The 23,796-nt window shown below is 40.6% G+C and carries 25 protein-coding genes; 11 read left to right on the top strand and 14 right to left on the bottom strand.

What is annotated here, in order from left to right; genetic code table 11:
• Nucleotides 1–150: 150 nt before the first annotated feature.
• The 3 genes from VB620_RS09155 to VB620_RS09165 form a co-directional block, all read right to left on the bottom strand.
• On the bottom strand, nt 151–1,566 hold the full coding sequence (locus tag VB620_RS09155) for an RNA polymerase sigma factor (protein WP_323195840.1): 1,416 nt from the start codon (nt 1,564–1,566) through the stop codon (nt 151–153).
• Nucleotides 1,567–1,720: 154 nt separating this feature from the next.
• Nucleotides 1,721–2,470, bottom strand: coding sequence for a 16S rRNA (guanine(527)-N(7))-methyltransferase RsmG (rsmG, locus tag VB620_RS09160; RefSeq protein WP_323195841.1), 750 nt, complete (start codon nt 2,468–2,470; stop codon nt 1,721–1,723).
• A 73-nt stretch (nt 2,471–2,543) separates the two neighbouring features.
• Nucleotides 2,544–3,218 (bottom strand): ABC transporter ATP-binding protein, encoded by a 675-nt coding sequence (locus VB620_RS09165; protein ID WP_323195842.1) that lies wholly within the window; start codon nt 3,216–3,218, stop codon nt 2,544–2,546.
• 299 nt (nt 3,219–3,517) lie between these two features.
• On the opposite strand from VB620_RS09165, the gene VB620_RS09170 reads away from it, so the two are divergent.
• The 3 genes from VB620_RS09170 to VB620_RS09180 all read left to right on the top strand — a co-directional run bounded on the left by VB620_RS09170 (nt 3,518) and on the right by VB620_RS09180 (nt 5,539).
• On the top strand, nt 3,518–4,456 hold the full coding sequence (locus VB620_RS09170) for a Sll0314/Alr1548 family TPR repeat-containing protein (RefSeq protein ID WP_323195843.1): 939 nt from the start codon (nt 3,518–3,520) through the stop codon (nt 4,454–4,456).
• 144 nt (nt 4,457–4,600) lie between these two features.
• Entirely contained in the window at nt 4,601–5,053 is a 453-nt protein-coding gene (locus VB620_RS09175) for a DUF3531 family protein (protein WP_323195844.1), read from the top strand.
• Between the two features lie 54 nt (nt 5,054–5,107).
• Complete coding sequence (locus VB620_RS09180) at nt 5,108–5,539, top strand: NUDIX hydrolase (RefSeq protein ID WP_323195845.1); 432 nt, start codon at nt 5,108–5,110, stop codon at nt 5,537–5,539.
• Nucleotides 5,540–5,695: 156 nt separating this feature from the next.
• Here VB620_RS09180 and VB620_RS09185 read toward each other — a convergent pair whose 3' ends face one another.
• The 6 genes from VB620_RS09185 to dnaJ form a co-directional block, all read right to left on the bottom strand.
• Nucleotides 5,696–6,028 (bottom strand): hypothetical protein, encoded by a 333-nt coding sequence (locus VB620_RS09185; protein WP_323195846.1) that lies wholly within the window; start codon nt 6,026–6,028, stop codon nt 5,696–5,698.
• A complete protein-coding gene (locus VB620_RS09190) occupies nt 6,028–6,414 on the bottom strand; it encodes a hypothetical protein (protein WP_323195847.1) in 387 nt (128 codons plus the stop codon). The genes VB620_RS09185 and VB620_RS09190 overlap by 1 nt, the downstream gene beginning before the upstream one ends.
• Nucleotides 6,415–6,688: 274 nt before the next feature.
• Nucleotides 6,689–8,281 carry a glycoside hydrolase family 57 protein gene (locus VB620_RS09195; protein ID WP_323195848.1) on the bottom strand — a complete coding sequence of 531 codons (1,593 nt, stop codon included), beginning with the start codon at nt 8,279–8,281 and terminating at the stop codon, nt 6,689–6,691.
• Nucleotides 8,282–8,506: 225 nt separating this feature from the next.
• Entirely contained in the window at nt 8,507–9,571 is a 1,065-nt protein-coding gene (rsgA, locus tag VB620_RS09200) for a small ribosomal subunit biogenesis GTPase RsgA (protein WP_407674189.1), read from the bottom strand.
• 20 nt (nt 9,572–9,591) lie between these two features.
• Nucleotides 9,592–9,849: a sulfurtransferase TusA family protein gene (locus VB620_RS09205; RefSeq protein ID WP_323195850.1), complete on the bottom strand. Its 258-nt coding sequence runs from the start codon at nt 9,847–9,849 to the stop codon at nt 9,592–9,594.
• A complete protein-coding gene (gene dnaJ, locus VB620_RS09210; protein WP_323195851.1) occupies nt 9,849–10,985 on the bottom strand; it encodes a molecular chaperone DnaJ in 1,137 nt (378 codons plus the stop codon). Before dnaJ ends, VB620_RS09205 begins: the two co-directional genes overlap by 1 nt.
• 169 nt (nt 10,986–11,154) lie before the next feature.
• Between dnaJ and VB620_RS09215 the strand changes: the two genes are divergently transcribed.
• Complete coding sequence (locus tag VB620_RS09215; protein WP_323195852.1) at nt 11,155–11,307, top strand: hypothetical protein; 153 nt, start codon at nt 11,155–11,157, stop codon at nt 11,305–11,307.
• Nucleotides 11,308–11,415: 108 nt separating this feature from the next.
• Here the strand turns inward: VB620_RS09215 and dnaK are convergent, their stop codons facing one another.
• On the bottom strand, nt 11,416–13,389 hold the full coding sequence (dnaK, locus tag VB620_RS09220; protein ID WP_323195853.1) for a molecular chaperone DnaK: 1,974 nt from the start codon (nt 13,387–13,389) through the stop codon (nt 11,416–11,418).
• Between the two features lie 292 nt (nt 13,390–13,681).
• Nucleotides 13,682–14,431: a nucleotide exchange factor GrpE gene (grpE, locus tag VB620_RS09225; RefSeq protein WP_323195854.1), complete on the bottom strand. Its 750-nt coding sequence runs from the start codon at nt 14,429–14,431 to the stop codon at nt 13,682–13,684.
• A gap of 395 nt (nt 14,432–14,826) precedes the next feature.
• Between grpE and VB620_RS09230 the strand changes: the two genes are divergently transcribed.
• The 4 genes from VB620_RS09230 to VB620_RS09245 all read left to right on the top strand — a co-directional run bounded on the left by VB620_RS09230 (nt 14,827) and on the right by VB620_RS09245 (nt 20,021).
• Nucleotides 14,827–16,842 (top strand): GspE/PulE family protein, encoded by a 2,016-nt coding sequence (locus VB620_RS09230; RefSeq protein WP_323195855.1) that lies wholly within the window; start codon nt 14,827–14,829, stop codon nt 16,840–16,842.
• Nucleotides 16,843–16,905: 63 nt separating this feature from the next.
• Nucleotides 16,906–18,024: a type IV pilus twitching motility protein PilT gene (locus VB620_RS09235; RefSeq protein WP_323195856.1), complete on the top strand. Its 1,119-nt coding sequence runs from the start codon at nt 16,906–16,908 to the stop codon at nt 18,022–18,024.
• A 42-nt stretch (nt 18,025–18,066) separates the two neighbouring features.
• A complete protein-coding gene (locus VB620_RS09240) occupies nt 18,067–19,281 on the top strand; it encodes a type II secretion system F family protein (RefSeq protein WP_323195857.1) in 1,215 nt (404 codons plus the stop codon).
• A 188-nt stretch (nt 19,282–19,469) separates the two neighbouring features.
• Nucleotides 19,470–20,021 (top strand): hypothetical protein, encoded by a 552-nt coding sequence (locus VB620_RS09245; protein ID WP_323195858.1) that lies wholly within the window; start codon nt 19,470–19,472, stop codon nt 20,019–20,021.
• A gap of 4 nt (nt 20,022–20,025) precedes the next feature.
• Here the strand turns inward: VB620_RS09245 and bioU are convergent, their stop codons facing one another.
• Nucleotides 20,026–21,030, bottom strand: coding sequence for a (S)-8-amino-7-oxononanoate synthase BioU (gene bioU / locus VB620_RS09250; protein WP_323195859.1), 1,005 nt, complete (start codon nt 21,028–21,030; stop codon nt 20,026–20,028).
• A 495-nt stretch (nt 21,031–21,525) separates the two neighbouring features.
• On the opposite strand from bioU, the gene VB620_RS09255 reads away from it, so the two are divergent.
• From VB620_RS09255 to VB620_RS09265, 3 genes are read left to right on the top strand one after another with little or no spacing between them, the layout of a single operon-like run.
• Nucleotides 21,526–21,795, top strand: a complete 270-nt coding sequence (locus tag VB620_RS09255) for a hypothetical protein (protein WP_323195860.1) — start codon at nt 21,526–21,528, stop codon at nt 21,793–21,795.
• A 37-nt stretch (nt 21,796–21,832) separates the two neighbouring features.
• The gene (locus VB620_RS09260) at nt 21,833–22,210 is read left to right on the top strand and encodes a type II toxin-antitoxin system VapC family toxin (RefSeq protein ID WP_323195861.1); all 378 of its coding nucleotides are present in this window, start codon (nt 21,833–21,835) and stop codon (nt 22,208–22,210) included.
• A gap of 54 nt (nt 22,211–22,264) precedes the next feature.
• On the top strand, nt 22,265–23,212 hold the full coding sequence (locus tag VB620_RS09265) for a hypothetical protein (RefSeq protein WP_323195862.1): 948 nt from the start codon (nt 22,265–22,267) through the stop codon (nt 23,210–23,212).
• A gap of 7 nt (nt 23,213–23,219) precedes the next feature.
• Here the strand turns inward: VB620_RS09265 and VB620_RS09270 are convergent, their stop codons facing one another.
• Entirely contained in the window at nt 23,220–23,492 is a 273-nt protein-coding gene (locus VB620_RS09270; RefSeq protein WP_323195863.1) for a DUF2442 domain-containing protein, read from the bottom strand.
• Nucleotides 23,464–23,727, bottom strand: a complete 264-nt coding sequence (locus VB620_RS09275; protein WP_323195864.1) for a DUF4160 domain-containing protein — start codon at nt 23,725–23,727, stop codon at nt 23,464–23,466. Before VB620_RS09275 ends, VB620_RS09270 begins: the two co-directional genes overlap by 29 nt.
• Nucleotides 23,728–23,796: the final 69 nt, after the last annotated feature.

Consider the following 23,796-nt stretch of genomic DNA (forward strand, 5'->3'; position numbering starts at 1 on the left):
TTAGCTACTTTCCTAATTGAGATGTTTTTCTCAAGATGTGCTGCAACTATTTTTTCTCTAAGATCGACAGAGTATGACTTCATTTAAAAATATTTATATTTTAATCTAGTGTACCTCATTACAGACGTAAGTGCTGTATTCTAAGTTATATCACTGAGGTGTTAAGTTAAGTCTAAGACGAACTTTGTAAGTTCCCGCAGGTAATACACTATTCAAGTTGGCAATGGTCAGATCAACCTGATAATCTTGATTAACTACTGGTGTTTGAACTTCACTTGGTGTCCCCAAGGGAGAAACTACATCTGCTGTTCCACTAGGTGAAGTATCAGCCTGAACAACTATATTATTACTATCCTTAATTTCAGCCCCGACAAAATCCAGATCGTTGTATGTTTGATTGCCTGATAAGATAGTACCGTTGTCAATAATATTGGTGATGCTGAAAACTATACTGGTGTTAGCAGTTACGGTCAGGATTTCAGATAAACGAATCTGACGCTCACTGACAATATCTAAGCTAGTGGGGTTATTGGAACTTCTATTGCTTTCAATGGTGATAACAGGTTCTATATTGCCAGAGAAGTCAACGTTAGCATTCTGGGCTTGGGCTGTGGAAGTGTAAGCAAAACCACTGAGAACAGCAAAACTGCTAACTAAAGCAAGAGGAAGAGGATTCATTATTTTTAATAATATGTAATTAATTCTTGTGGCGTGGGTAGATAATTGATTTTTTGCTATTTTACAAAACTCGAAAACATCCGGTAAAGACAGATACTGATCATTGGCATCAGAGATTTTACCAACCTCTTCAACTTCGCCATCACATTGATTATCCACCACAACAAGCGGCAATACAATAACCGTTTCTTCCTGATGCAAAATTTGTTCTGGTTTTAACTCATCAGATAACGCCAAAGTCTCACTAATAGGGGCTTCTGCTAGCAAAGTATTTTGAGGTTTACTAATTTCTAGAGACTGGGAAGAAGTCTGAGATTGACACTGGTTTAAATCTGTTGAGTATCCATCCTCTCCACCAATAAAATCTTGATGATATTGCTGTTTTAAAATCGCCCGTGTTTGGGAAATACGCTTACGGACATTAGCATAAGAAATATTCAGTTTTTCCGCAATTTCTTGATATGAAAATTCTTCCTGAAAGTGCAGAGTAAAAGTTTCTCGCAGTCTGGGTGGTAATTCATCAATAGCAAGGGAAAACATTTGTTTCAGTTCTTTTTGTGTAGCATAAAGAACTGGGTTTTCTTCCTGACTCACTAATTCTTGCTCAAGTTGTATTACTTCCCAACTCTGAATGTTTTTTCTAGCTCGGTGACGTTCTCTATGGATATCCATGCAGAGATTATAAGTTAATCGGCTCACCCAACTTTTAAAGTTTTGAATTTGTACCGTAGAATTACGTATTTTATCCCAGGCTTTGAGCATGGCTCGACTAAGGGCATCTTCTGCATCAATGGCATTATACATCCATTTGACACAACAATGGGACAGATAGCTCTGATACTCTTGCCATAGCTGCCAAAAGTTCGATCTGATATCGGTATAATGCACGGATATTAAAGAATAAACGTAAGATGATATATACAGATAGTAGCTTAATCAACCTGGGGTAATTTTGTAACAGTATAAATACCAAAAAGCTGGTGTAGTTATATTTACGGAAACTTTACAAAAATGACTCCGTAACAGTTATTGGAGAAGGTTTTTACAAAGGATTTTGAGTGGGTATACCAATAGCACGAGGAAAATTAGGTGGGGTATTGACGACTTTACGTAACTGAATACAATGACGAATGCTTTGAGTTAAAGGTGTGGTAAATTCATCAATTAATTCAATTACACCACCTAGTTGGTTTACAGGATTTTGCAAAGATTTAGTTTCTTCCTGTGTCCAATTACCACGATAAATTATGGCTAAACCACCAGTTTTTAGTAATGGTAAAGTATATTCGGCGCAGACAGCAGCATTACCAACAGCGCGAATTAAGGCGATATCGTAGGTTTTGCGGTGCTGGGGATGATGTCCGATTTCTTCGGCTCTATCAATGCAAGTTTTAGCATTAATCAGAGTTAATTCCTTCAAGCTTTCGTTAATAAAATTAATTTTTTTACGAGTTGAATCTACGAGAGTAATTGTAGAATTAGGGATGGCTATTCCTACGGGTAAACCGGGAAAACCCGCACCTGTGCCAATATCAATTATAGCAGCATTTTCTGAGAGAGATGGGATAAATTTTCCTTGTGGTGCTATTCCTCTCAGTGAGTCCCACAGATGTTTTTCCCAAAATTCTTGGGGTTCGGTAATGCGAGTTAAGTTTAACTGTTGATTACCTAGCAAAATTAATTCATACAACTGCTGAAATTGTTGCTGCTGTTGTTGGTTGGGTTGCCAATTTAGGGTTTCTTGCCAAATTTCTGTCATTTCTGGCAATATGGGAATTGTGGAGTTTGTCATTAGTTATTGGTGATGGTGGGTTACGCTGTCGCTAACCCACCCTACGTTTTTGGGGTAATTGATTATTTATCTGTTATCGCTCTGACACAGGTTCTTGAATTTTCGCTTTCAGTATGGCTGGGTCTACTGATTGTAGTTCACCGTGGTTAAGTGTCCAACATTGGTCTGCGATCGCTAGCATATCTCCAGCATCATGTGTCACTACCAACAGTGTCCAATCTTTTTTCAGCTTCGCTAATAAATTTACCAGTTGCCGACGCATTGACCAATCTAATCCCGCCGTCGGTTCATCTAATAACAATAAATTTGGCTGACGAATCAATTGTACAGCCAAAGCCAAACGCCTCTGCTGTCCACCACTCAAAGCATTAGGTGCAGCCGAAAGTGATAAATGCTCTAATCCTACTTCGTTTAATGCTCCCCAAACTCGTTCTGACCCTAATTCCGGATGTCCTAAGCGCAATTCTTCTAAAACACTACCACCGCAAAAGTGCCGTTCTGGGAACTGAAATACTAACCCAGCCAATTGTTGTAGTTGTTCCGCTATCAGTTGCTGTTCCCGCCAAAAGAGTGCGCCGGAAGTAGGTTCGGCTAATCCAGACAACAGTTCTAGTAGGGTACTTTTACCGGAACCACTAGGACCAATAATCATACCTAGCTGCTGGGGTACTAATTCCAGATTAATTGATTTGAGAATCGCTGTTGGGCTGGCTGTGGGATGATAAGTTAAATTTCGGAGAGTGAGCATTTTTAGGGACTACTGAAAAGTTGGCGGATAATTTGTTAACTTAGATTAACTAGAAAATGAAGTTTCTCAAATTACAAGTTTGTTGGGAAAAAATTTGCTGAGTATATACCTGTTGTTAGATTTTAGGGGATTTTATTTTACCTTGAACACAAGGTGCAGAAATGGGAACCTGTCTACATAAACCTAGTTAACCCCTGTAAAATATTTGGGCGGAAACTAGGACAAATTATAGTTAACTGTTTTTGCCATTCTGAGTAACAGATACAACAATTTTAACCACAACTTTTATAAGGGTGACAATGAATAAACGGTTTTCCAGTTTGAAATCTATCGGGTTGGGTCAATTTTCTAAGCTGACTCAGACTAGTTTTGCATCTGTAATTGCACTGACTTGTTGGGTAAATCCCTCTCTCGCTGGCGATCCCTTCCGGACTAATGAACTGCGTAATATTGGGGATAATACAGAAGCGGCTTTTAAGGCGATTTTCCAACAAGGTGATTATCCCACCGCCGCCAGTTACCTAGAAAAAGCCGTCTCTAATGAACCTAATGAGCCTTTAGCTTATGCATTGAAGGCTTCTTTAGCTTATGTGAATAAGGATGTGGCTAAACTTGATACTTACAGCAAAAAAACTCTCGCAATGGGAGAAAAACTAATTGCTACAGACGAATTACGTGGTAATATATACACGGCAGTAGGTCATTTTTTTGAAGGTGCAACCATTCTCACCCGTGAAGGAACACTGAAAGGAGCGCCCCAAGCTTTAACTCGGCTGCGTCAAGTTTATCAACATTTAGACAAGGCGGAAGCGATCGCACCTCGAGATCCAGAATTAAATTTACTCAAGGGTTATATGGATTTAATGCTATCTGTGAATTTACCCTTTGCAAATCCTAATGATGCGATCGCCAGATTAAAAGCCAATGCTGGTCCCCAATACTTAGCAGATAGAGGTATAGCCCTCGCTTATCGGGATTTAAAACAGTATTCTCAAGCTTTAGAATATGTCAACAGTGCGTTAAAATCCACATCCGAACACCCAGAGTTATATTATCTCAAGGCTCAAATTCTCAGAGAACAAGGACAAAAAGCCAAAAGTCGGTCAATGATTGAAGAGGCGATCGCGCATTTCGATAAAGCCTTAACTAAAAGATCCCAACTTCCCAGCGATTTAGTCAGACAAATTGAAAAGGAACGCAACAGCACCGTTAATAACCTGAATAATTTAGGTCGTTAATTCAGATTAATTTTTCTAGAGGCGTTCCATGTAACGTCTCTACTGAGTCGGAGATATTTCTCTGATCTAGAGTTTATCTCGTCTCTCCATTAACTATGCTAGTATGCTTATTTCTATAGATAGTAATTAAGATATTTTCACCCAATGCAAATTCAGTTCCGTGAAATTAACCCTTTTGATTTGTGGATTTGGCTGAAATTCACTACAATTCCTTCTGGACGGGAAAAACAATATGTAGAAGAAGTCTTTAATTCCTGGTTTTATTTAGGAAAATTGGGTGCATTTAATGCTGAAAATCTGCAAGTTCAAGAAACCGGACTAGAAATCAGCTATATGAGTTATGACCCAGAAGGTTATGATAAAAGCTTATTAGCACTCATGCATAACATGGGCGAGTTTGAGTATGAAGGACAGTGGGCGCGTTGTTGGTTAGATACGGGAACTGCTGATGCGATCGCACTTGACATTCTCATCAACGCCTTAAAACAATTAAATCAGGAATACGTCACCATTGAAGAATTATATATTGGTGGTGAAAACGAAGATTGGCCTGTAGAAGATAGTGACAATCCAAATCATTCCATGTACGATAATTAACTAGATTACTCGAACTTAAAAACAGAGACTTTCCACAGTCCCGGAGATTTTGAAATGAGCAAACTAGGAAAAATTTGGGTATTAGCTTTAGGATTGATCCGGGATGACGGACGTATTTTTGTTTCTGAAGGTTACGATTCTGTCAAGGAAGAAACTTATTATCGGGCTTTAGGTGGTGGAGTTGACTTTGGTGAAACTAGCCAAGCTGCTTTACAAAGAGAATTTCAGGAAGAAATCCAAGCAGAATTAACCAATATTAAGTATCTAGGTTCCATAGAAAATATTTTTACATTTAATGGTCAGCAAGGACACGAAATTATTCAAACTTATGAATGTGATTTTGTGGATTCCAAATTTTATGAATTGGAAAGCTTAATATTTTCAGAGTCAAAAAAACACCAGCATAAAGCAATATGGTTAGATATTGCTGACTTTAAATCAGGGAAGTTAAAATTAGTCCCTGAAGCATTTTTAGTCTACTTGTAAATTCCCAACCCAGTAACTTAGTAAATATTACGAACTACGAACTACGAATTACGAACTACGAATTACAAACTACGAATTACGAATTACGAATTACGAACTACGAATTACGAATTACGAACTACGAATTACGAACTACGAACTACGAATTACGAATTATCACTCATACCTATCTTTCTTAGATTTAATCACTTTAATCACATCATCATGTTGTTGACCTTCGATGATATCTTTTAAATGTATTTTGCCTTCAATATATTGAATATGAATCCGCCATCCTGATATTTTATCAATATCCGCTCTGTATATTGCTTGTTTAATCCCTGTGACTTTATGCAGTCTGGTTTTAGGAAAACTTCTGGTTCTATGACACTCATTATCTTCTAATTCGGCTAAAGCTTGCAGAAAATCAACTTTTAACTCTTCTGGTAAAATCTGAATAGCTTCATGGATGACACCATATTCATCCAAAAGAGGTTTGATTTGTGCCATTATTTGGAATGAACCTCGCATTCTTGATTTTCAACAGTAAAATCTTGGTAAATAGTTTCCGCAACTGAATTATATGCTTTCGCTGCATCTTCAGGCTTGACAGCTCTAAATAAAGTGATTACTGTTCGGTCAAAAATGGGATCATCATCTATTGTGAGAATTATTCTAATTTGTTGATTAATTCTCAGGGAATATATCGAAGAATCATAGTTTTCATTAAGTCTAATATTTCTTAACTGTGTGCTGTTTTTGTAAAAAAGTTTTGTATCTATTCCCAGCAACTCCACATATCTATTAAGTTTTTTAATAATCTTAAACTTTTCTGTATTACTAAATTGCTCTAAATCTTGCTCAAAATCTTTTGTAGATTCAATCAGTATATCCATCGTCATCGCTCCTGGGATTAAATCCCCAACTTACTTCAAATTTAACGTAGAGAATAAATAATTGAAGTTTCTGACTATGGTAATTTAAAGAAAGCAAATTCTGTTAACATTTCTGTGGCGACCTAGCAAAAGTAATATAGATTATTTATGGCTTTTCTGAGTTGAGTAAGATACCAGAAATCTACCCCAAAACCCCTCCCCGGAAACACCAAACAGGAAGGGGCTATCATATACCTGATATCGAAGTTGATTTATAGCCAACTTTCCAAAAAGACTAGGATAAAGGACGGTAAACCCGATAGTTAATTTCCGGGAAAATATTATCCATTAATTCCACTTTTTCTAGCCAACCACTATCGACTTTGCCGATTTTAACATCTTCATAGAGTTTATTAAACCGCATGAGGTGCGATCGCGTTCTTCTCACAGCATAAGGAACCATTGTTCCCGTCCGCATAATAAAAGCCCAGTCAGAAGATTGGGCGAGTAACAGTTCCCGCGCTGCTTGGTTAAGTGCTTTTTCTTGCAATTGGTCTTCCGCTTCCAGGTGGGATATTTCAATCATCCGTTCGGTTGCTTTGTGTAAATGTGGATAAATCCAAGCATTTGTTTCATTCAACCAATACTCATGGAAACCTTTATAGCCCCAACTTGACTGGGAAGGGCGACAAACTTGTTGGTTAGGTTCAGACCGCAAATAATCAGCCAAATGAGCCATTTGATATGTGCCTTGGTCATGCCATGATTTCCGGAACAGGTAATCAATAAACCAAGGGCCTTCATACCACCAGTGACCAAATAACTCTGCATCGTAGGGCGAAACAATAATAGGCGGGCGACCCATAATACCGTGTAAATGCTCGGTTTGGCGTTCACGGTTATACATAAAGTTAGCAGCGTGTTCTGCTGCTTTTTCCCGCGCCCAATAGGGGTCATACAGTGCTTTATCGGAAAGCCCTAAACCACGTCCAGTAATTTTATGATATTTAATGCCCGTATTTTTTCTTTGACCATTGGGCATAATGTAGGGCTTAATGTACTCATATTCGGCTTCCCAGCCCAAATCTTTGTAAAATTCCCGATATTCTGCTGCACCGGGATAGCCTACTTCAGAAGACCACACCTGCTGCGAAGATTCATGGTCTCTACCAAAAGCCGCAACACCAGGTTCTGTAAAAATCGGTGCATAAGTACCAAAGCGGGGGCGAGGACGAGCGTATAAAATCCCATGTCCATCAGTGAGAAAATAGCGTAAACCAGCATCAGCTAGCATTCGCTCCACACCTTCATAATAAGCGCATTCCGGCAACCAAATACCTCTGGGAGCTTGACCAAAGGTTTGCTCGTAATGTTCGCAAGCTACCTGAATTTGCGCCCACACAGCTTGGGGATACATTTTCATTAGTGGTAGATAGCCGTGAGTAGCACCACAGGTAATAATTTCTAAGTTGTTGCTATCTTGAAATTTCTTAAAACCTGTGATCAAGTCACCTTTGTAGTGTTCCCAGACCTGACGCGCTTCATTAAACTCACTAGCATAATGTTCGGCTAAATAACGAAGATGTCCATCTTTGGCATTACGCTCAATTTCCAGTTCTATCAGTTCTTCTAGTTGAGTGAGGTGCGCGTCATAGCGTTCTTGTAGTAGAGGATCACGGAGCATCGACACTAGGGGCGGTGTCATACTCATAGTAATTTTAAAGTCGATGCCGTCTCGCTTTAAGCCCTCAAATACTTTTAATAAGGGAATGTAGGTTTCGGTGATGGCTTCATAAAGCCATTCTTCTTCCAACACATAGTCACTTTCTGGGTGACGAACAAAGGGTAGATGTGCGTGAAGTACCAGCGCGACGTAGCCTATAGCCATAGTAATTTAAGGGTAATCGTAAATTTAAGCAGGAAAGTTGAGAGAAATTAAAAATATTTTAAGACTTTATGGGGATCGTGAGGGCAGTTTTATGATCTGCTCTGTTATTAAGATATTTATCAGTTATCAGTTATCAGTTATCAGTTATCAGTCCAGAGACATAATTGGGCAGAAATCCCTGACTCAATCGGCCTGTTTACTGTTCACTGTTCACTGTTCCCTGATTTATTCTTCTGCTTCTTTATACAGTTGTTCTAACTCTTGCAACTGTGTTTTCCTGGAGACGCGACGATATTTTTTACTCTCTAACTTGGGTTCGTACTGCTGCTTTCCCTTACCTTTGCTTTTGATTTTCATGGTGGATTCGGGATCTGCTTGTTGATGTAGCTGAGTTTGACGGGCGATCGCCTGATCTAAAAATTCCAAGTAATGTTCATACCTTTCCCAGTCGCCTTGGACTACACAATCAGGCTCGTCTCGATGCACACAATCACTAAAACGACAGCTACCCACTGCTAACCGTTCTCTACCCTCTGGGAAATAATAGATTAGTTGTTCGGGGCTACAATCTAAATCAGGTTGATTAAAGCCGGGAGTATCTGCCAGTAAACCACCCCCAGGTAAGTCAAATAATTCTGTATGGCGCGTTGTATGACGACCTCGAGCTAATTTGCCGGAAACTTCCCCCACTCGCAGATTGACAGTGGGAATCAGCACATTAATTAGGCTAGATTTTCCCACGCCGGAAGGCCCAGCAATTACAGTAATTTTATTATTCAGATGGGTTGTTAATGCGTCAATATTGATGCCGTTTTGGACGCTGATAAATAGAGGTTTATAGCCCCATCCCCACAGGCGATCGCTAATTTCTTGTTGTACCTGTGGTGAGACTAAATCACTTTTATTCAGACACAGAAGCACATCCACATCAGCAGACTCAGCTTTTACCAGAAATCGACTTAATTGATAAGGTTCCAGGGGTGGATCTGTGACAGCAAATGCTAAGAGTATTTGGTCAACATTGGCGATCGCGGGTCTGTCTAAGACACTTTTCCGGGGGAGAACATCAGAAATTGCCCCCCTACCACCAGACCAATCCGGCTCAGAAACAACGACGCGATCGCCCACCATCACCTGTTGACCGATTTTTTTCAACCGAGTTCTCCGGGTACAGAGAAGAATACAAGGAGTAGGGATTGGATCAAAACCTTCCTGATCATCTACATCCAGCTGTACGCGATAAAAATTTGCCTGCACAGCCAGCACCGTACCGAGTAACTGTCCAGTCATAGAAATCGTTTCCACTATTTTCATTGAGAAGTAGCCGGACGGCGTACCAGCAAAGAAAAATAGCCCATGCAATCTGTAATTTGCTCAACCTGATAACCTGCCATTGTCAGACTATCAGGGACTTGCTCAATAGGTTCTCCAGCATCTAGCCATACTTCCAACAAACCACCGGGCAGCATTTTCTCCAAATATAACTTTGTCCGCACAAAATTAATCGGGCAAGGAGTACCGCGTAAATCAAGTTGAGCATCAGGAGTCGAAAGGTGAGAAGACTTCATTACTTAAACAGATTTCCCAAGAATCCTTCTAGACCACCTTTACCAGTGCGATCGCCCTTAATTTTAGCCAACTTCTCCAGCAACTCTCTTTCCTCAACAGTCACCTTCGTCGGAATATCAATTAATATTGTCAGCAAATGGTCCCCGCGACTCACAGGATTTCCCAAACGAGGTACACCGCGATTTTCCAGTTTCATCACCGTATTCGGCTGAGTACCAGCAGGGATAATCAATTCTACAGGACCGTCTACCGTTTCTACTTCCAAACGGCAACCTAAAATAGCTTGCAAGTAGCTAACTTTAATTTCCGAAAGAACATTAATCCCATCCCGTTGGAATTCTTCGTCTTCATTGACAAATAAATAGACATATAAATCACCCGGAGGTCCACCACGTTGACCAGCATCCCCCTCTTGGGAAATCCGCAACCGCGTACCATTATCCACACCAGCCGGAATCGTAATTTTCAGCTTCTTAGGTACTTGATTTGTCCCCTTACCATCACAAGCATCACATTTATCCTCAATCACCATCCCTGTACCATTACAGGTAGGACAACTGGAAACTTGAGTAAAGCTACCAAAAGGCGTTCTAGTCACGCGACGTACTTGACCAGAACCACCACAAGTTGCACAAGTACGAGGGCGAGTACCAGCTTTCGCACCAGAACCACCACAAACATCACAAACTTCTAAATGGGAAATGCGAATTTCTTTTTCGCCGCCAAATACCGCCTCTCGAAAATCTAACTTCAGGTCGAGCCGTAAGTCGTCACCGCGCACCGGGCCACTGCGCCGGCGTTGTTGCGTTTGACCGCCCATACCACCACCAGCGAAGCCACTGAAAATGCTTTCAAAGATATCGGCAAAGCCGCTCATATCGCTCATGTCTTGGAAGCCTCCGCCAGCAGCAGCACCAGAAACACCAGCTTCACCAAAACGGTTATAACGCTCTCGAACGTCTGGCTCCGAAAGCACTTCATACGCGCGGTTAATTTCCTTAAACCGATCTTCCGCTCCCGGTTCTTTGTTCACATCTGGGTGATACTTCCGGGCTAAACGGCGGTAGGCTTGTTTGATGTCTTCTTTGTCGGCGTCACGAGAGACACCCAGAATTTCATAATAGTCGCGGGCCATATAGCAAAGGTAAAAGTTAGGAGGAAGAAATCAGAAGGCAATACACGCCATAAACACTTGCTATCTTACGGTAAGTCATATCCTTGAGGAGCGGCTACTCATTCAAGTATGCCAGTCAGGACTATAAAATCTACTCCTGTGGTTCGCCCAAGGGCGAAAACTGCCTCAGATGACTTCTTTCAGTAATGCAGCGTCTTTAGAAGGCGACTTGCAGGAAACTAGACAGAAAGAAAAAGTTAATTTTTATGAATATATCGATTTTACCTTTTATCTTTCACAAAAATTACCAGGAAGTTTCGTAAAAGCAGGGGAGCAAGGATAATAATTTTGTCATAATCCATGTATTCCCCTCTCCACTGTTCCTTAGACTAAGCTGATGGCAAGACTCTGCGCCGGATAATGAGCAAAGCCGAAGTGCAGTCCCCAATCGTTAATCTATGGCTTCATAATCAGCCGGTACGGTACTTTCATCATCAAAATCAAAGTTGAATTGTGGTTCTAGTGTTCCACTTACAGGTTCCTCTAATTCTTCTGATGTCAGAGTTTGATCTGAGACTTCGACTTCTTCCACTGAATCACTATCTGTTGAGTCATTAGCTCGACTGTACACATCAGCACCAATAGCAAACACAGTTTGTTGGAAGTCATCTAAATACTGTTGAAATTCTGTCAGCGAAATCCCAGGATTAGTCATGACAGCTTTGAGTTGCATAACTTTTTCTTGAGCTAAAGCTTTCATCTCCTGACCAATAAACTCACTATTCTCTTTGAGACTTGATTCATAACTAAACAACAAATTATCTGCTTGGTTTTTGAGATTAACCAGTTCTTTGCGTTTTTTATCTTCTTCAGCAAATGCTTCGGCTTCTTGCTGCATCCTTGCTACTTCGCCGCTATCCAAACCACCAGTGTTGGTAATCCGAATACTCTGCTCTCGACCAGTACCTTTATCTTGGGCTGCAACCTTAAGGATACCGTTAACATCAATTTCAAAAGATACTTCTATTTGTGGGACTCCACGGGGAGATGGCGGAATCCCTGTCAGCAGAAATTTCCCCAGACTTTTGTTATCCCTCGCCATTGCCCTTTCCCCTTGGAGGATGTGAATTTCCACAGAGGTTTGTCCATCCACAGCTGTAGAAAAGACTTGGAATTTACTGGTAGGAATTGTAGTATTACGTTCAATAATTTTGGTAAATACTTCTCCCAAAGTTTCAATTCCCAAAGATAAGGAAGTTACATCCAAGAGCAGAAGATTATCAACCTCACCACTCATTACCCCAGCTTGAATAGCTGCACCCAGTCCGACTGCTTCATCAGGGTTGATAGAACGGTCGGGAGTTTTACCCTCAAAAAACTTGATTAGGGCATTCTGCACTGCTGGAATGCGGGTGGAACCACCTACCAAAATAATTCTGTCTATGTCTTTGGTTTGGAGATTTGCATCTTTAAGAGCCTGACTCATTGGATCGATGGTACCTTGAATTAAAAGCTTTGCCATTTCTTCAAATTGAGCGCGATTCAGTTCCATCTCCAGATGTTTTGGACCAGTCTCATCGGCAGTTATGAAGGGTAGGTTAATGGAGGTACTGGCCAGATGAGAAAGTTCAATTTTTGCTTTTTCTGCTGCTTCCCTTAGACGTTGTAGAGCCATATTATCGAGGGACAGGTCGATATTTTCTTGTTCCTGAAAACGTTCAACCATCCAGGTGACTATAGTGTTATCAAAGTCATCTCCGCCCAGGTGGTTGTTACCACAAGTTGCCTTGACTTCAAAAACGCCATCTCCAAGTTGGAGAATGGAGACATCGAAAGTTCCGCCCCCTAAGTCAAACACTAAAATCAACTGTTCTTGGTCTTGCTTTTCTAGACCAAAGGCTAAAGCCGCAGCAGTTGGCTCGTTGATAATCCGCAGAACTTCCAATCCAGCAATAGTACCGGCATCTTTAGTTGCTTGTCTTTGGGCATCTGTGAAATATGCTGGTACGGTAATTACTGCCTTAGTTACTTCTTCACCTAAAAAAACTTCTGCATCCTGCTTGAGTTTTTGCAAAACCATAGCAGAGATTTCTTGGGGTGTGTAGTTATCACCACGAATTTCAACATCAACTGTATCATCTCGACCTTTGATACAGTTATAAGGTACGCGACTACGTTCAGTTTGAGTATCTTCCCAACGACGACCGATAAAGCGTTTAATGCTATAGATTGTGTTTTCAGCGTTAGTTACGGCTTGGCGCTTTGCCATCTGACCGACTAAGCGAACACCACCCTTTCCAAATCCCACAATGCTTGGTGTAGTACGTCCCCCTTCAGTGTTGGAAATGACAAGTGGTTTACCACCTTCTAAAACTGCGACGCAACTATTAGTAGTGCCTAGATCGATGCCAATAACTTTTCCCATAATTAAAGTATTTTTATTGCGTGTTTCTACTGTGCTTTTCCGCGCATTATTGTTTTTATCGGCTAAAGCTTAAGGTAACGTCCGTGAAACTTCTCTGTTAAGTAGTTGAAACACTGACATTTTTTGAGGGTAGCCTTGTGGTGTTCAAGTCTCTCCGCTTATGCAAAATGCTATCAAAAGACGGGCTGAGAAAGTCGGGAAAACTATTAACAGCCCTATCCTTTGTGAGATATGTGATGCCTATGCTTGATAGGATGCAGCCATTGTAGTCAATAAGACGAGCAACTATAGTTTAGCTGTCAGATGAACTCGACTGATCTTCGGGTACAGATGGTGATGTATCTGCTGGAGGAGCGGCTACTTTAACCATGGAATGGCGTAGGATGCGATCGCCCAAATAATATCCCCGGACTAACTCTTCTAACACTGTTCCTTCGGGATGTTCGTCCGTCGGTTCGCGCATGACTGCTTCATGGAGATTGGGATCAAATTCTTGACCTTCAGGACGCATTGGTGATACTCCTATGCGTTTGAGGCAATCCACAAGTTGTTTGTAAACACCTTGATAACTTTTGTGAATTGTCATCTCGCCATCACTTTGTGGCTTCAGGAGCGATCGCGCCCGCTCAAAATTATCGACTATAGGTAACAATTCCAAAATAGTGTTACGTTTAACTTGCAAATCCAGTTCTTCTTTTTCTTTACTGGTGCGTTTGCGGTAGTTCTCAAAATCCGCCCCAATCCTCATATATTGAGTATTGCGTTCTTCTAGTTGTACTTTGAGAGACTCAATTTCTTGAGTCAATTCTGCTAAAGCAGCCGTTGCTTTTTCATTATTATCAGTGGCAGCAGCACCATTTTCCGGTGAAAATGTTGTATCTTCAGATACATTTTCTGGTGTGATCACTTGCTCTGTAACCTCGCTGCCAGATTCATGAGAGTTAGTTTCGGCTGGAGAGTCGCTCTTCATTGATTGCTTTACCTCTGTTGGTTCACCCAATTGCTGGCTGGTATTGTTTACCTGTTTATTTTCATCCATCATTACTTTACCCGTCTCAGCTTGTTTTTATGGCAGTAAGTCACCACAGCTTACAACTGAGGTTAATTTTCTTGTCCTCATTTTCCTAGATAATGATGCCACCGTCCCTTTATTGTGACAAATAGTGAACACCTTAGCGTAGAGACCCTGGGGACGGTATCCCGAACGAGGAGGTTAATACTTTATTTTTTATTGCCTGTGTGTAAGGGAATTTCCACACAATATCCCAGTCCAGAGTAGTCCAGATAGCCCGTTAATCCTGGGTTTTGACCTCTTCTTTCCCCCACAAAAAAGAACTAGGAAAAACTTTGACCTAAATTTACTCAGTATAAATGAAAATTATTGACTCCAGGCTGGGAATAATGTAAATAGAGGTTTTCCCTACTCATTCCTGATCTATGACTTACTCCTCACCACAACGGCGCAGTACCGCTCTAACGACAAGAACAGAGTTTTCGCCCTTTGGCAACAAGCTAGTACAATCTGGCTATGTCAACAGCGAACAGATGAGGCTAGCGCTGATTGAAAGCCGCAAATCTGGCAGACCCTTAACGGAAGTCTTAGAGTCTATTACTGGAAAAGAACTATCGCCTGAGTTTCTCAGACAATATAAAAAACAACAGCTATTTGAACTAAAAATACTATACGGTGTTGAGTTCCTAGATCCAGAAGTCAACCAAATTGGCAACCCCAAGACAGTCAACCTGATTCACACTCTCATACCTGCGGATATTTGTCGTCGTCATCGCTTGGTGCCATTATCCAGAAATGACACAGACACCCCTCCCAGTGTCTTGGTGGCAATGGTTGATCCAGATAATCTCGAAGCTTGCGATGACCTTAACCGCATCCTGCGCCCCCAAGGTTTAGCATTACAGCGTATGGTAATTACCCAAGAAGATTACCAACAGCTAATTCACCAATATTTGGATGATTTAGCTGTGCGCCAAAAGCAGCAGGCAAAAGAAAAGTTTACGGATATTAATCAAGATTTAGAAAATCTGAGTGATATCGACATTGATGATAATTCAGAAGAGAGCGAGGATGATTTAGGGGTTGTCATGAAGGGTGCAGAAGATGCCCCAGTGATTAACCTTGTCAATAGAGTCCTAGCTAAAGCTCTCCATGAAGGGGTTTCTGATATTCATATTGAACCACAGGAGGAAAATTTACGGATACGCTTTCGTAAGGATGGGGTATTGAGTGAAGCTTTTGATCCTCTACCCAAAAAAATCGTGATGGCGGTGACAGCGCGATTTAAAATTATCTCTAATCTAGACATTGCAGAGCGACGCTTACCTCAAGATGGACGTATCCGCCGATTGTTTGAGGGACGTAAGGTGGATTTCCGTGTTAATACGTTGCCTAGTCGCTATGGGGAAAAGGTAGTACTGCGGATTTTAGATAACTCTTCCACCCAATTAGGATTGGATAAGTTAATTACTGATCCGGAAACTTTGCATATTGTTCAGGATATGGTCAGTCGTCCTTTTGGATTGATTCTGGTCACTGGTCCGACTGGTTCTGGTAAAACTACATCGTTATATTCAGCATTAGCAGAAAAGAACTCTCCTGGCATCAATATCAGTACAGTAGAAGACCCCATTGAGTACAGCTTGCCAGGGATTACTCAAGTACAAGTAATTCGAGAAAAAGGGTTAGACTTTTCTACTGCTTTACGGGCATTTTTACGCCAAGACCCGGATGTGCTGCTAGTGGGTGAAACACGGGACAAAGAAACAGCAAAAACAGCGATTGAGGCGGCTTTAACTGGTCACTTAGTATTAACTACTTTACACACTAACGATGCTCCTGGTGCGATCGCTCGTCTGGGAGAAATGGAGATTGAGCCTTTTATGGTTTCTAGTTCCCTGATTGGTGTATTAGCCCAACGTTTAGTGCGCCGTGTCTGTTCTAATTGCCGTATTTCCTATACTCCTACCACTGAGGAACTCGCTCGCTACGGCTTATCAGCATCCCAAGATGCAAGTGTAACTTTTTACAAAGCTAATACCTTAACCTTAGACGAAATTACTGAAGCAAAAGCCAAAAATCAGGAAGTTTGTCCCAAGTGTAACGGCTCTGGCTACAAAGGACGTTGTGGTGTTTATGAAGTGATGCGAGTCACGGAAAACCTACAAACCCTGATTAACCAAGCAGCCCCAACAGAACGCATTAAGGAAGTCGCTGTGGAAGAAGGCATGAAAACCTTACTAGCTTACAGTCTAGACTTAGTGCGTGAAGGTGCTACAACTCTAGAAGAAGTAGAACGGGTAACCTTTACTGATACAGGCTTGGAAGCAGAGTTAAAAGCCAAACGTAAGAGTGGTCTGACTTGTGTAACTTGTAGCGCAATATTACAGCCGGAATGGTTAGATTGTCCCTACTGCATGACACCTCGTTTCCCAGATTAGGTATTAGTCATTCGTAATTGCTCTCAACTCACAAATTCAATAAATAAACAAGGAATCAGAACTATGGAAATGATGATTGAAGACTTGATGGAACAAATGATTGAAATGGGTGGCTCGGATATGCATTTATCAGCAGGTCTACCTCCCTATTTTCGCATCAGTGGCAAACTGACTCCTATCGGTGACGAGGTATTAACTGCAGACCAGTGTCAAAGACTGATTTTCAGTATGCTCAATAATACCCAGCGTAAAACCTTAGAACAAACTTGGGAGTTGGATTGTTCTTATGGTGTCAAGGGTTTAGCTCGTTTCCGGGTGAATGTATATAAAGAACGTGGTGCTTATGCTGCTTGTTTACGGGCGCTCAGTTCCAAAATTCCTAACTTTGAAAAATTAGGTCTGCCAGATATCGTGCGGGAAATGTCCGATAAGCCCAGAGGATTAATTCTGGTGACAGGCCCCACAGGTTCCGGAAAGACAACCACCCTAGCGGCCATGATTGACTTAATTAACCGCACCAAAGCCGAACACATTCTCACAGTAGAAGATCCCATTGAATTTGTTTACGAACCCATTAAAAGCCTAGTCCACCAACGACAACTCAACGAAGATACTAAGAGTTTTTCTAATGCCTTGAGAGCTGCTTTACGGGAAGATCCAGATATTATTCTGGTGGGGGAAATGCGTGATTTGGAAACCATTTCTTTGGCTATTTCGGCGGCGGAAACAGGACACCTAGTATTTGGAACTCTACACACCAGTTCGGCTGCACAGACTGTTGACCGGATTATTGACGTGTTTCCCCATGAAAAACAAACTCAAGTGCGGGTGCAATTATCTAACTCTTTAGTAGCGATATTTAGCCAAACTTTAGTAACAAAGAAAAACCCTAAACCAGGTGAATTTGGTCGGGTCATGGCGCAAGAAATTCTCGTGGTTACTCCTGCTATTTCTAACTTGATTCGAGAAGGAAAAACAGCCCAAATTTACTCGACTATCCAAACTGGTGGTAAATTGGGAATGCAAACTTTAGAAAAGGTTTTAGCTGATTTATATAAAGCTGGAACTATTTCTTTTGAGGCAGCAATGTCTAAAACTTCCAAACCTGATGAAGTTCAACGTCTTATCGGTAGTGCTACACCCCAAGCAGGTGCAAGACCTGGTGCTGTTAGAGCGCGTTAAGTTTTTACGTTTTCCATCATCCTATTTTAAATTACTGAATCCATGCCAACTTATGTAGCCAGTATTCGGGATGCTCAAGGACAATCCCGAAAGGAAAAAATCGTTGCCGAATCCTTGTCCGATGCTCGCACTAATCTCAGACAGCAAGGTTTTGTTGTCCAAGACTTAAAGCAGTCTCAGAATTTCAGCTTTGATTTTAAGAAAATTGAGATGGCAATGACGAAAGTCAGTGTTAAAGATAAAGCTGTCTTTTCCCGTCAATTTGCTGTTTTGATGAATGCTGGTGTCGCTATTGTCAGAAGTTTAGGTGTGCTAGCTGAACAGTGTAGCAATCCTAAATTAAAACAAGCACTTATAGAAATCAGTGATGATGTACAAACTGGGGTGAATCTTTCCGAGTCAATGGAGAAACATCCTGAATGCTTTGATGGTTTGTACGTCAGTATGGTCCAAGCTGGTGAAATTGGTGGTGTTTTGGATGATGTGCTGAATCGTTTGGCTAAGTTGTTAGAAGATGTCGCCCGATTACAAAACCAAATTAAATCGGCACTTTCTTATCCAGTAGTTGTGGGTATTTTAGCAACCGCTATCTTTGTGGGTATGACTGTTTTTCTGATTCCCATTTTTGCTGACATTTTTGAAGATATCGGGGTGGAATTACCAGCCCTAACTAAATTTCTGATGCTGTGTAGTAAAATCTTGAGAAGTTGGTGGTCTTTAGCTCTTATTGGTTTTTTGATCGCATTGCGTATTGCTTTTCAGCAATACTACAAAACACCTGTTGGTCGGATTACCATTGACCGCCTTTCTCTAAAAATGCCTTTGTTTGGTGATTTGATTCAAAAATCAGCAGTGGCTCGCTTTAGTCGGACTTTCGGCGCTCTGACTCGTTCAGGTGTACCCATTCTCACTTGCTTGGAAATTGTCCGGGATACATCAGGAAACCAAGTGATTGCTAATGCTATTGATGCAGCCCGTCTAGACATTCAACAAGGCGGTGTGATTAGCTTGGCTTTACAAAAAGATGGCGTATTTCCGATTATGGCAATTCAGATGATGAGCATTGGTGAAGAAACAGGTGAATTAGATTCGATGTTGATGAAAGTTGCCGATTTCTATGAAGATGAAGTGGAACAAGCAGTTAAAGCACTAACCAGTGTTTTAGAACCAGTGATGATTGTGGTTTTAGGGGGTATGGTGGGAACAATTTTGCTGGCGATGTATTTGCCGATGTTTAAGGTCTTTGAGAGTCTTTGAAACCTTGGGGTAAGTAGTGATGAGACTTGATGAGTTAGGAGTTAAAATTTTTATTCCTAACTCTACAAAATGTGGGGTTTTGCTGAAAATATCAACTGGAATATTGAGTTACGAATTATGTTTGCGTAGCGTTTCCCGTAGCTGGCGTGGTTTAACCAGAGGAAATATGACGAATTAGTAAATAAATTATGGTTGTCAAAAAATCTCATTATGAAGCTAGTTTGGCAGAGTATAGCAATAATTTAGCGGCGATCGCATTACTCAAGGAACATCGACCATATTTAGAAATGATTCCCAGTCTGCGTCGTCCCGATGAAAGCGTAATTACTATCCCTCTGCCTATTGTGCGCTTCCGTGGCGTTGAAACAACAGATACACAGATAACTTGCTTACCCTGTGACATAGCAATTATTATGTGTGACCCAGAGTGGAAAATTAAAACAGGAGTCGAAATTGTACTGTTTATTCATCGTCCCCATGAAGACTTTTCTGATTTATTGAGGCGCTGGCGAAACACTCAAGTCTTACTGGATAAAGATTATGAGTGGCTAATGCCTTTGCGTCACAGTCATATTTTAAGTGATGGTGCAAATACCATATATCCGCTATTTGTGGTTTTTAGTGAAACCTCAGAACGCATTCAGAGGGGTCTGATAGGGGCAGAACTCCCATTTATTATACAAACACCTTCTTTTCCGCTAGAAGAGGAGATTGAGAAGGGGCTAGAGGCTAGCCCATAGTTACTTATTTGACAAATTGAGGCATAATTTCAGCAGCAGTGAAGATGCCATAAATACCGCGCTGGTGTAACTGTTTACCAGCTTTGAGATAGCCAAAAGCAGGTCCACAAACATTGGCTGCCATGCTGGTTTCATCTCCTAAAGTAAAGGTATGGGTAGAAATTTTACCTTCAAAGGTGCGTCCTGTGACTTTAACGTTGGTGCTGAGGGGTTTTTTCGGATTGCGAGTATCCACTACTCCACCAACTGTAACGCGATCGCGTGAACAAATGCCGGCAAATTCTAACATCACATCATCAGCGTGTTCCATGTTCTCTAAAGTCAGCACGCCATTGGTTTTATCTAGTAAGGCTTCCACTTCTGCATCAGTCATCGCCCTCGCAGTTTCTACACTATAACCGGGCATATGTCCAATATCTTCCCGAACAGTGGCGCGGTAAGCTTCCCAATTAGCAATACCGACACCAAAGGTAATTTCTACCTTGTGAATTTCCGCGTAGCTTTGGGCGGCTAAAGCGGCGGCGGCTGTTAATAGTCCTGGTGTCGCACCACATCCAGACATATAGGTAATTCCGGCGGCTTGCAGTTCGTCTTTCATCGCCAAAAGTTGTTCTACAGCACTGGTGCGTTTAATCGCATCCACTAGCACACCCCGCCAACCCGATTTAATGAATTGTTGGGCGACGGAGGGGATAAAGTCATTGGGGAGGTTGGGTAAGGCGAGGAAATACCCATCTACAGGCTGATTAGTAGCGATTAAATCTGGAATGCTGTTATTGCTTAATCTGCCGACTGGTTCCAAATAACCCACGGAACCTTGAGATTGATAGGTTTTAATGCATTGTTGAGTATTTAAACCTTCAGTAGAGTAAGCGTAGCCTTTTTGGTCTGCGGCTGCGACTAAGATCATTTCCCTTTTGCTGGAGAGGAGTTTAGCGGCTGCTTGTCCCAGTCCACCGAAACCCAGGACTCCGACGCGGATAGGTTGGTTTGTTGGTTGTGTATTCATAGTAAATTTACCGTGTTGGCTGATCGTTATAAAGGTTAATTATGCTCCATTATCCTTGGTTCGTTAGCTGAGTGATGATTTTTTTTACCAGAATATTTTTCCAATTTGAACTTGACTACAAAGCCAGTGATGTTTAGATTCTAATTATTATGGAACTTATGACTTGACAGAAAATACTAAATATGGATAGGTTGCTCAGGTTTGAAAACCTGATTTTTTTATCAAACCTTTCAGATGTTCGGACTGTCAAAAAGTCTGTAAATTGTCTGATGTTCTACTCAGAAATTAGTGCAAAAGTTCGCGGTTTTGTTCATCGGCTAATGTTGCTAAAATTTCCCTCTTCTCTTTTAAATCATTTTCTGGAAAAAGGATAAGTTCGTATTTGGGCGATAGTGCAATACAAGCTCAAAGTATTCTATGAAAGTAGGCGAAAGAGTAGTTTTATAATATAAAAGATATAATTGTTATAACGTTATTTAAGGTAGCTTAAAAATCGTGAGCCAAATATTGACCCTGGAACTAAGCGATGAAGTTTATACAGCTTTGCATCAACAAGCTAGTGCTGTTGGACTTTCAGTCGCAGAATTAGTTGCTACGTCCCTAAATCGTCAGTATAGCTTGTCAGTTAGTCCTAAATCCGATGCAGAGGAAGCACGTCAGCGTTTGCTTGGTTTTGCTGGTGTAATTAGTATGGGTTATGCGACAGGTACGGATAATGAAAGCATTGATGCTGATCTGGCTAAAGCTTATGATAATGACTTATAAGGTATAAATTATAATCGTGTTACTTGACACATCAGGGTTGCTCTGTTTTCTCCATCAAGATGAAGCTCAACACAAAACGGCTGTTGAGTTAATTTCTAATTGTAATGGTCGTTTTCTCACACATAACTATGTTCTAGCTGAGTTGATAGCTTTGGCATTAGTTCGACGTTTTCCACGTTCAACGGTGTTAATGTATACGTTAGAATTAATGGAAAATCCGAATGTAGACATGGTTTGGGTTGATGAGGTTTTACATCGGGAAGCAATGGATTTATTGTTGACTCGACAAGATAAAACTTATTCTTTATGTGACTCTGTTAGTTTTGTGCTAATGCGTAAAAAAGGGATTACAGAAGCTTTGACGACTGATAAACATTTCGATCAAGAAGGGTTTACTCGTTTATTGCAATCTTAAACTTAAATAGATTCTTTAAACAATTTCAGGGTTTCACATTATATCTATAGGTTCATGAAAGTTAAATATAAGTTCCGGGTTACAGGAAAGTTAAAGCCTTCTGCTGTTTATCCAATTCGTATCAGAGGTAATACCTATGAGTTAGAAACTAATGAAAACGGTATAGTGACCTATATTGTTGTAAGCCAAAAAATAGATAGTCCAAATTTGTATCCACAAGTAACACAAAATCCAGTACCAGGAGTGAAGCTTTCTCTGCAAATATCTTCCCTTCCACTCTCACTTATTCAAAAAGAATTGAAAGTTATAGAAGGATTGCTTTCAATTTATGGACTTGAATCAATTGAACTAACATATCCCAAAACCCAGTGGATAGCAGAAACTGAGGAAGATCACCAACATCTTAAGATATTCAAATTTAAAGAGAGTATATCTAAGATAGATGATGCTCAAATACCTCATATACCTTTTGATCTAATTGCTCGATCTTTTATAGGTGCTGTCAATGGTTTTGATATTGAAATACCACTCAGCTTCTTTAGAAAGGGTAGAATTGATTTCTGTGAACATAGATATATTGAAGCAATTTACGACTTTTATTTTTTGATAGAAACACTTTACGCAGATGGTAAGTATGATACATCAGGAGTTCTTAAGAAATTTGAAAGTTCTAACGATCTAATAGAAGCTATACAGAAAGTTATTGATAATCCTGAGCAGATGTTTATTACTGAAAAACAGCAAGTTCTAGAATTTAATAAAAATTATCAAGGAAAAAGTATGCGAGAGATTCTTAAAAGAATTGTTGAACTGAGAGGTTTTCTCCATCACCACACCTTAAAAAGAAAAGATATTTGGCATCCAGAAGATCATAATAGATATGAAACAGATGCTTATTTTCTTCAAGCTGTAGCTTTCAATATAGTTATAGACTTGTCTCACTGTTGTGTTTTTTCCCAGGAGGTAGTTGAGGAATATAAGAAAAGCTTTCTAAATAAATAAGAGCTTGCTATGGACTGACCATTTTAGCCCTTGGTGCAGGTGCGCCACGTAACATACCTTCTGTGCTGAGGTCTTCGTCAATTTCTTCCCAATGAATACCGTAACCACCCCCGCAGGTTTCCCATTTTAATCGCTGTTCAGAAGTAGCATTAAGCAGCTTGGGATACCATACCAATGGTACTGTAATTGTGCGTCCATCCATTAAATCAACACTGATGCTTTCTTCAGTAAAGGATACATTCTTAACTCTTTCATCCGCTCTGACTGCCAAAATACCCATCCCAAGCCTCCAAAAGTTTTGTTTGATTTTCTTGTACTAACTCTTCTAATTTTCGCAGTTCTTTTGCACTAAAGCCAATACTACTTGCTAAACTAATCGGCTTTAGCCAAAATTTAGCTGTTGAGTCATCCCTATCAATATGGATATGTGGTGGTTCATTAGGTTCATGACTGTAAAAATAGAAGCGGTAAGCACCTATTCTTAAAATTGTTGGCATATTTATAAATATAACCATAACTGTTATTTATTATATTTTCATTTGCGTAAATATTTTTAATAGATCAAGTTGATTAATTGCTGCTAC

Source organism: Nodularia harveyana UHCC-0300 (assembly GCF_034931085.1).
GTDB lineage: Bacteria > Cyanobacteriota > Cyanobacteriia > Cyanobacteriales > Nostocaceae > Nodularia > Nodularia harveyana.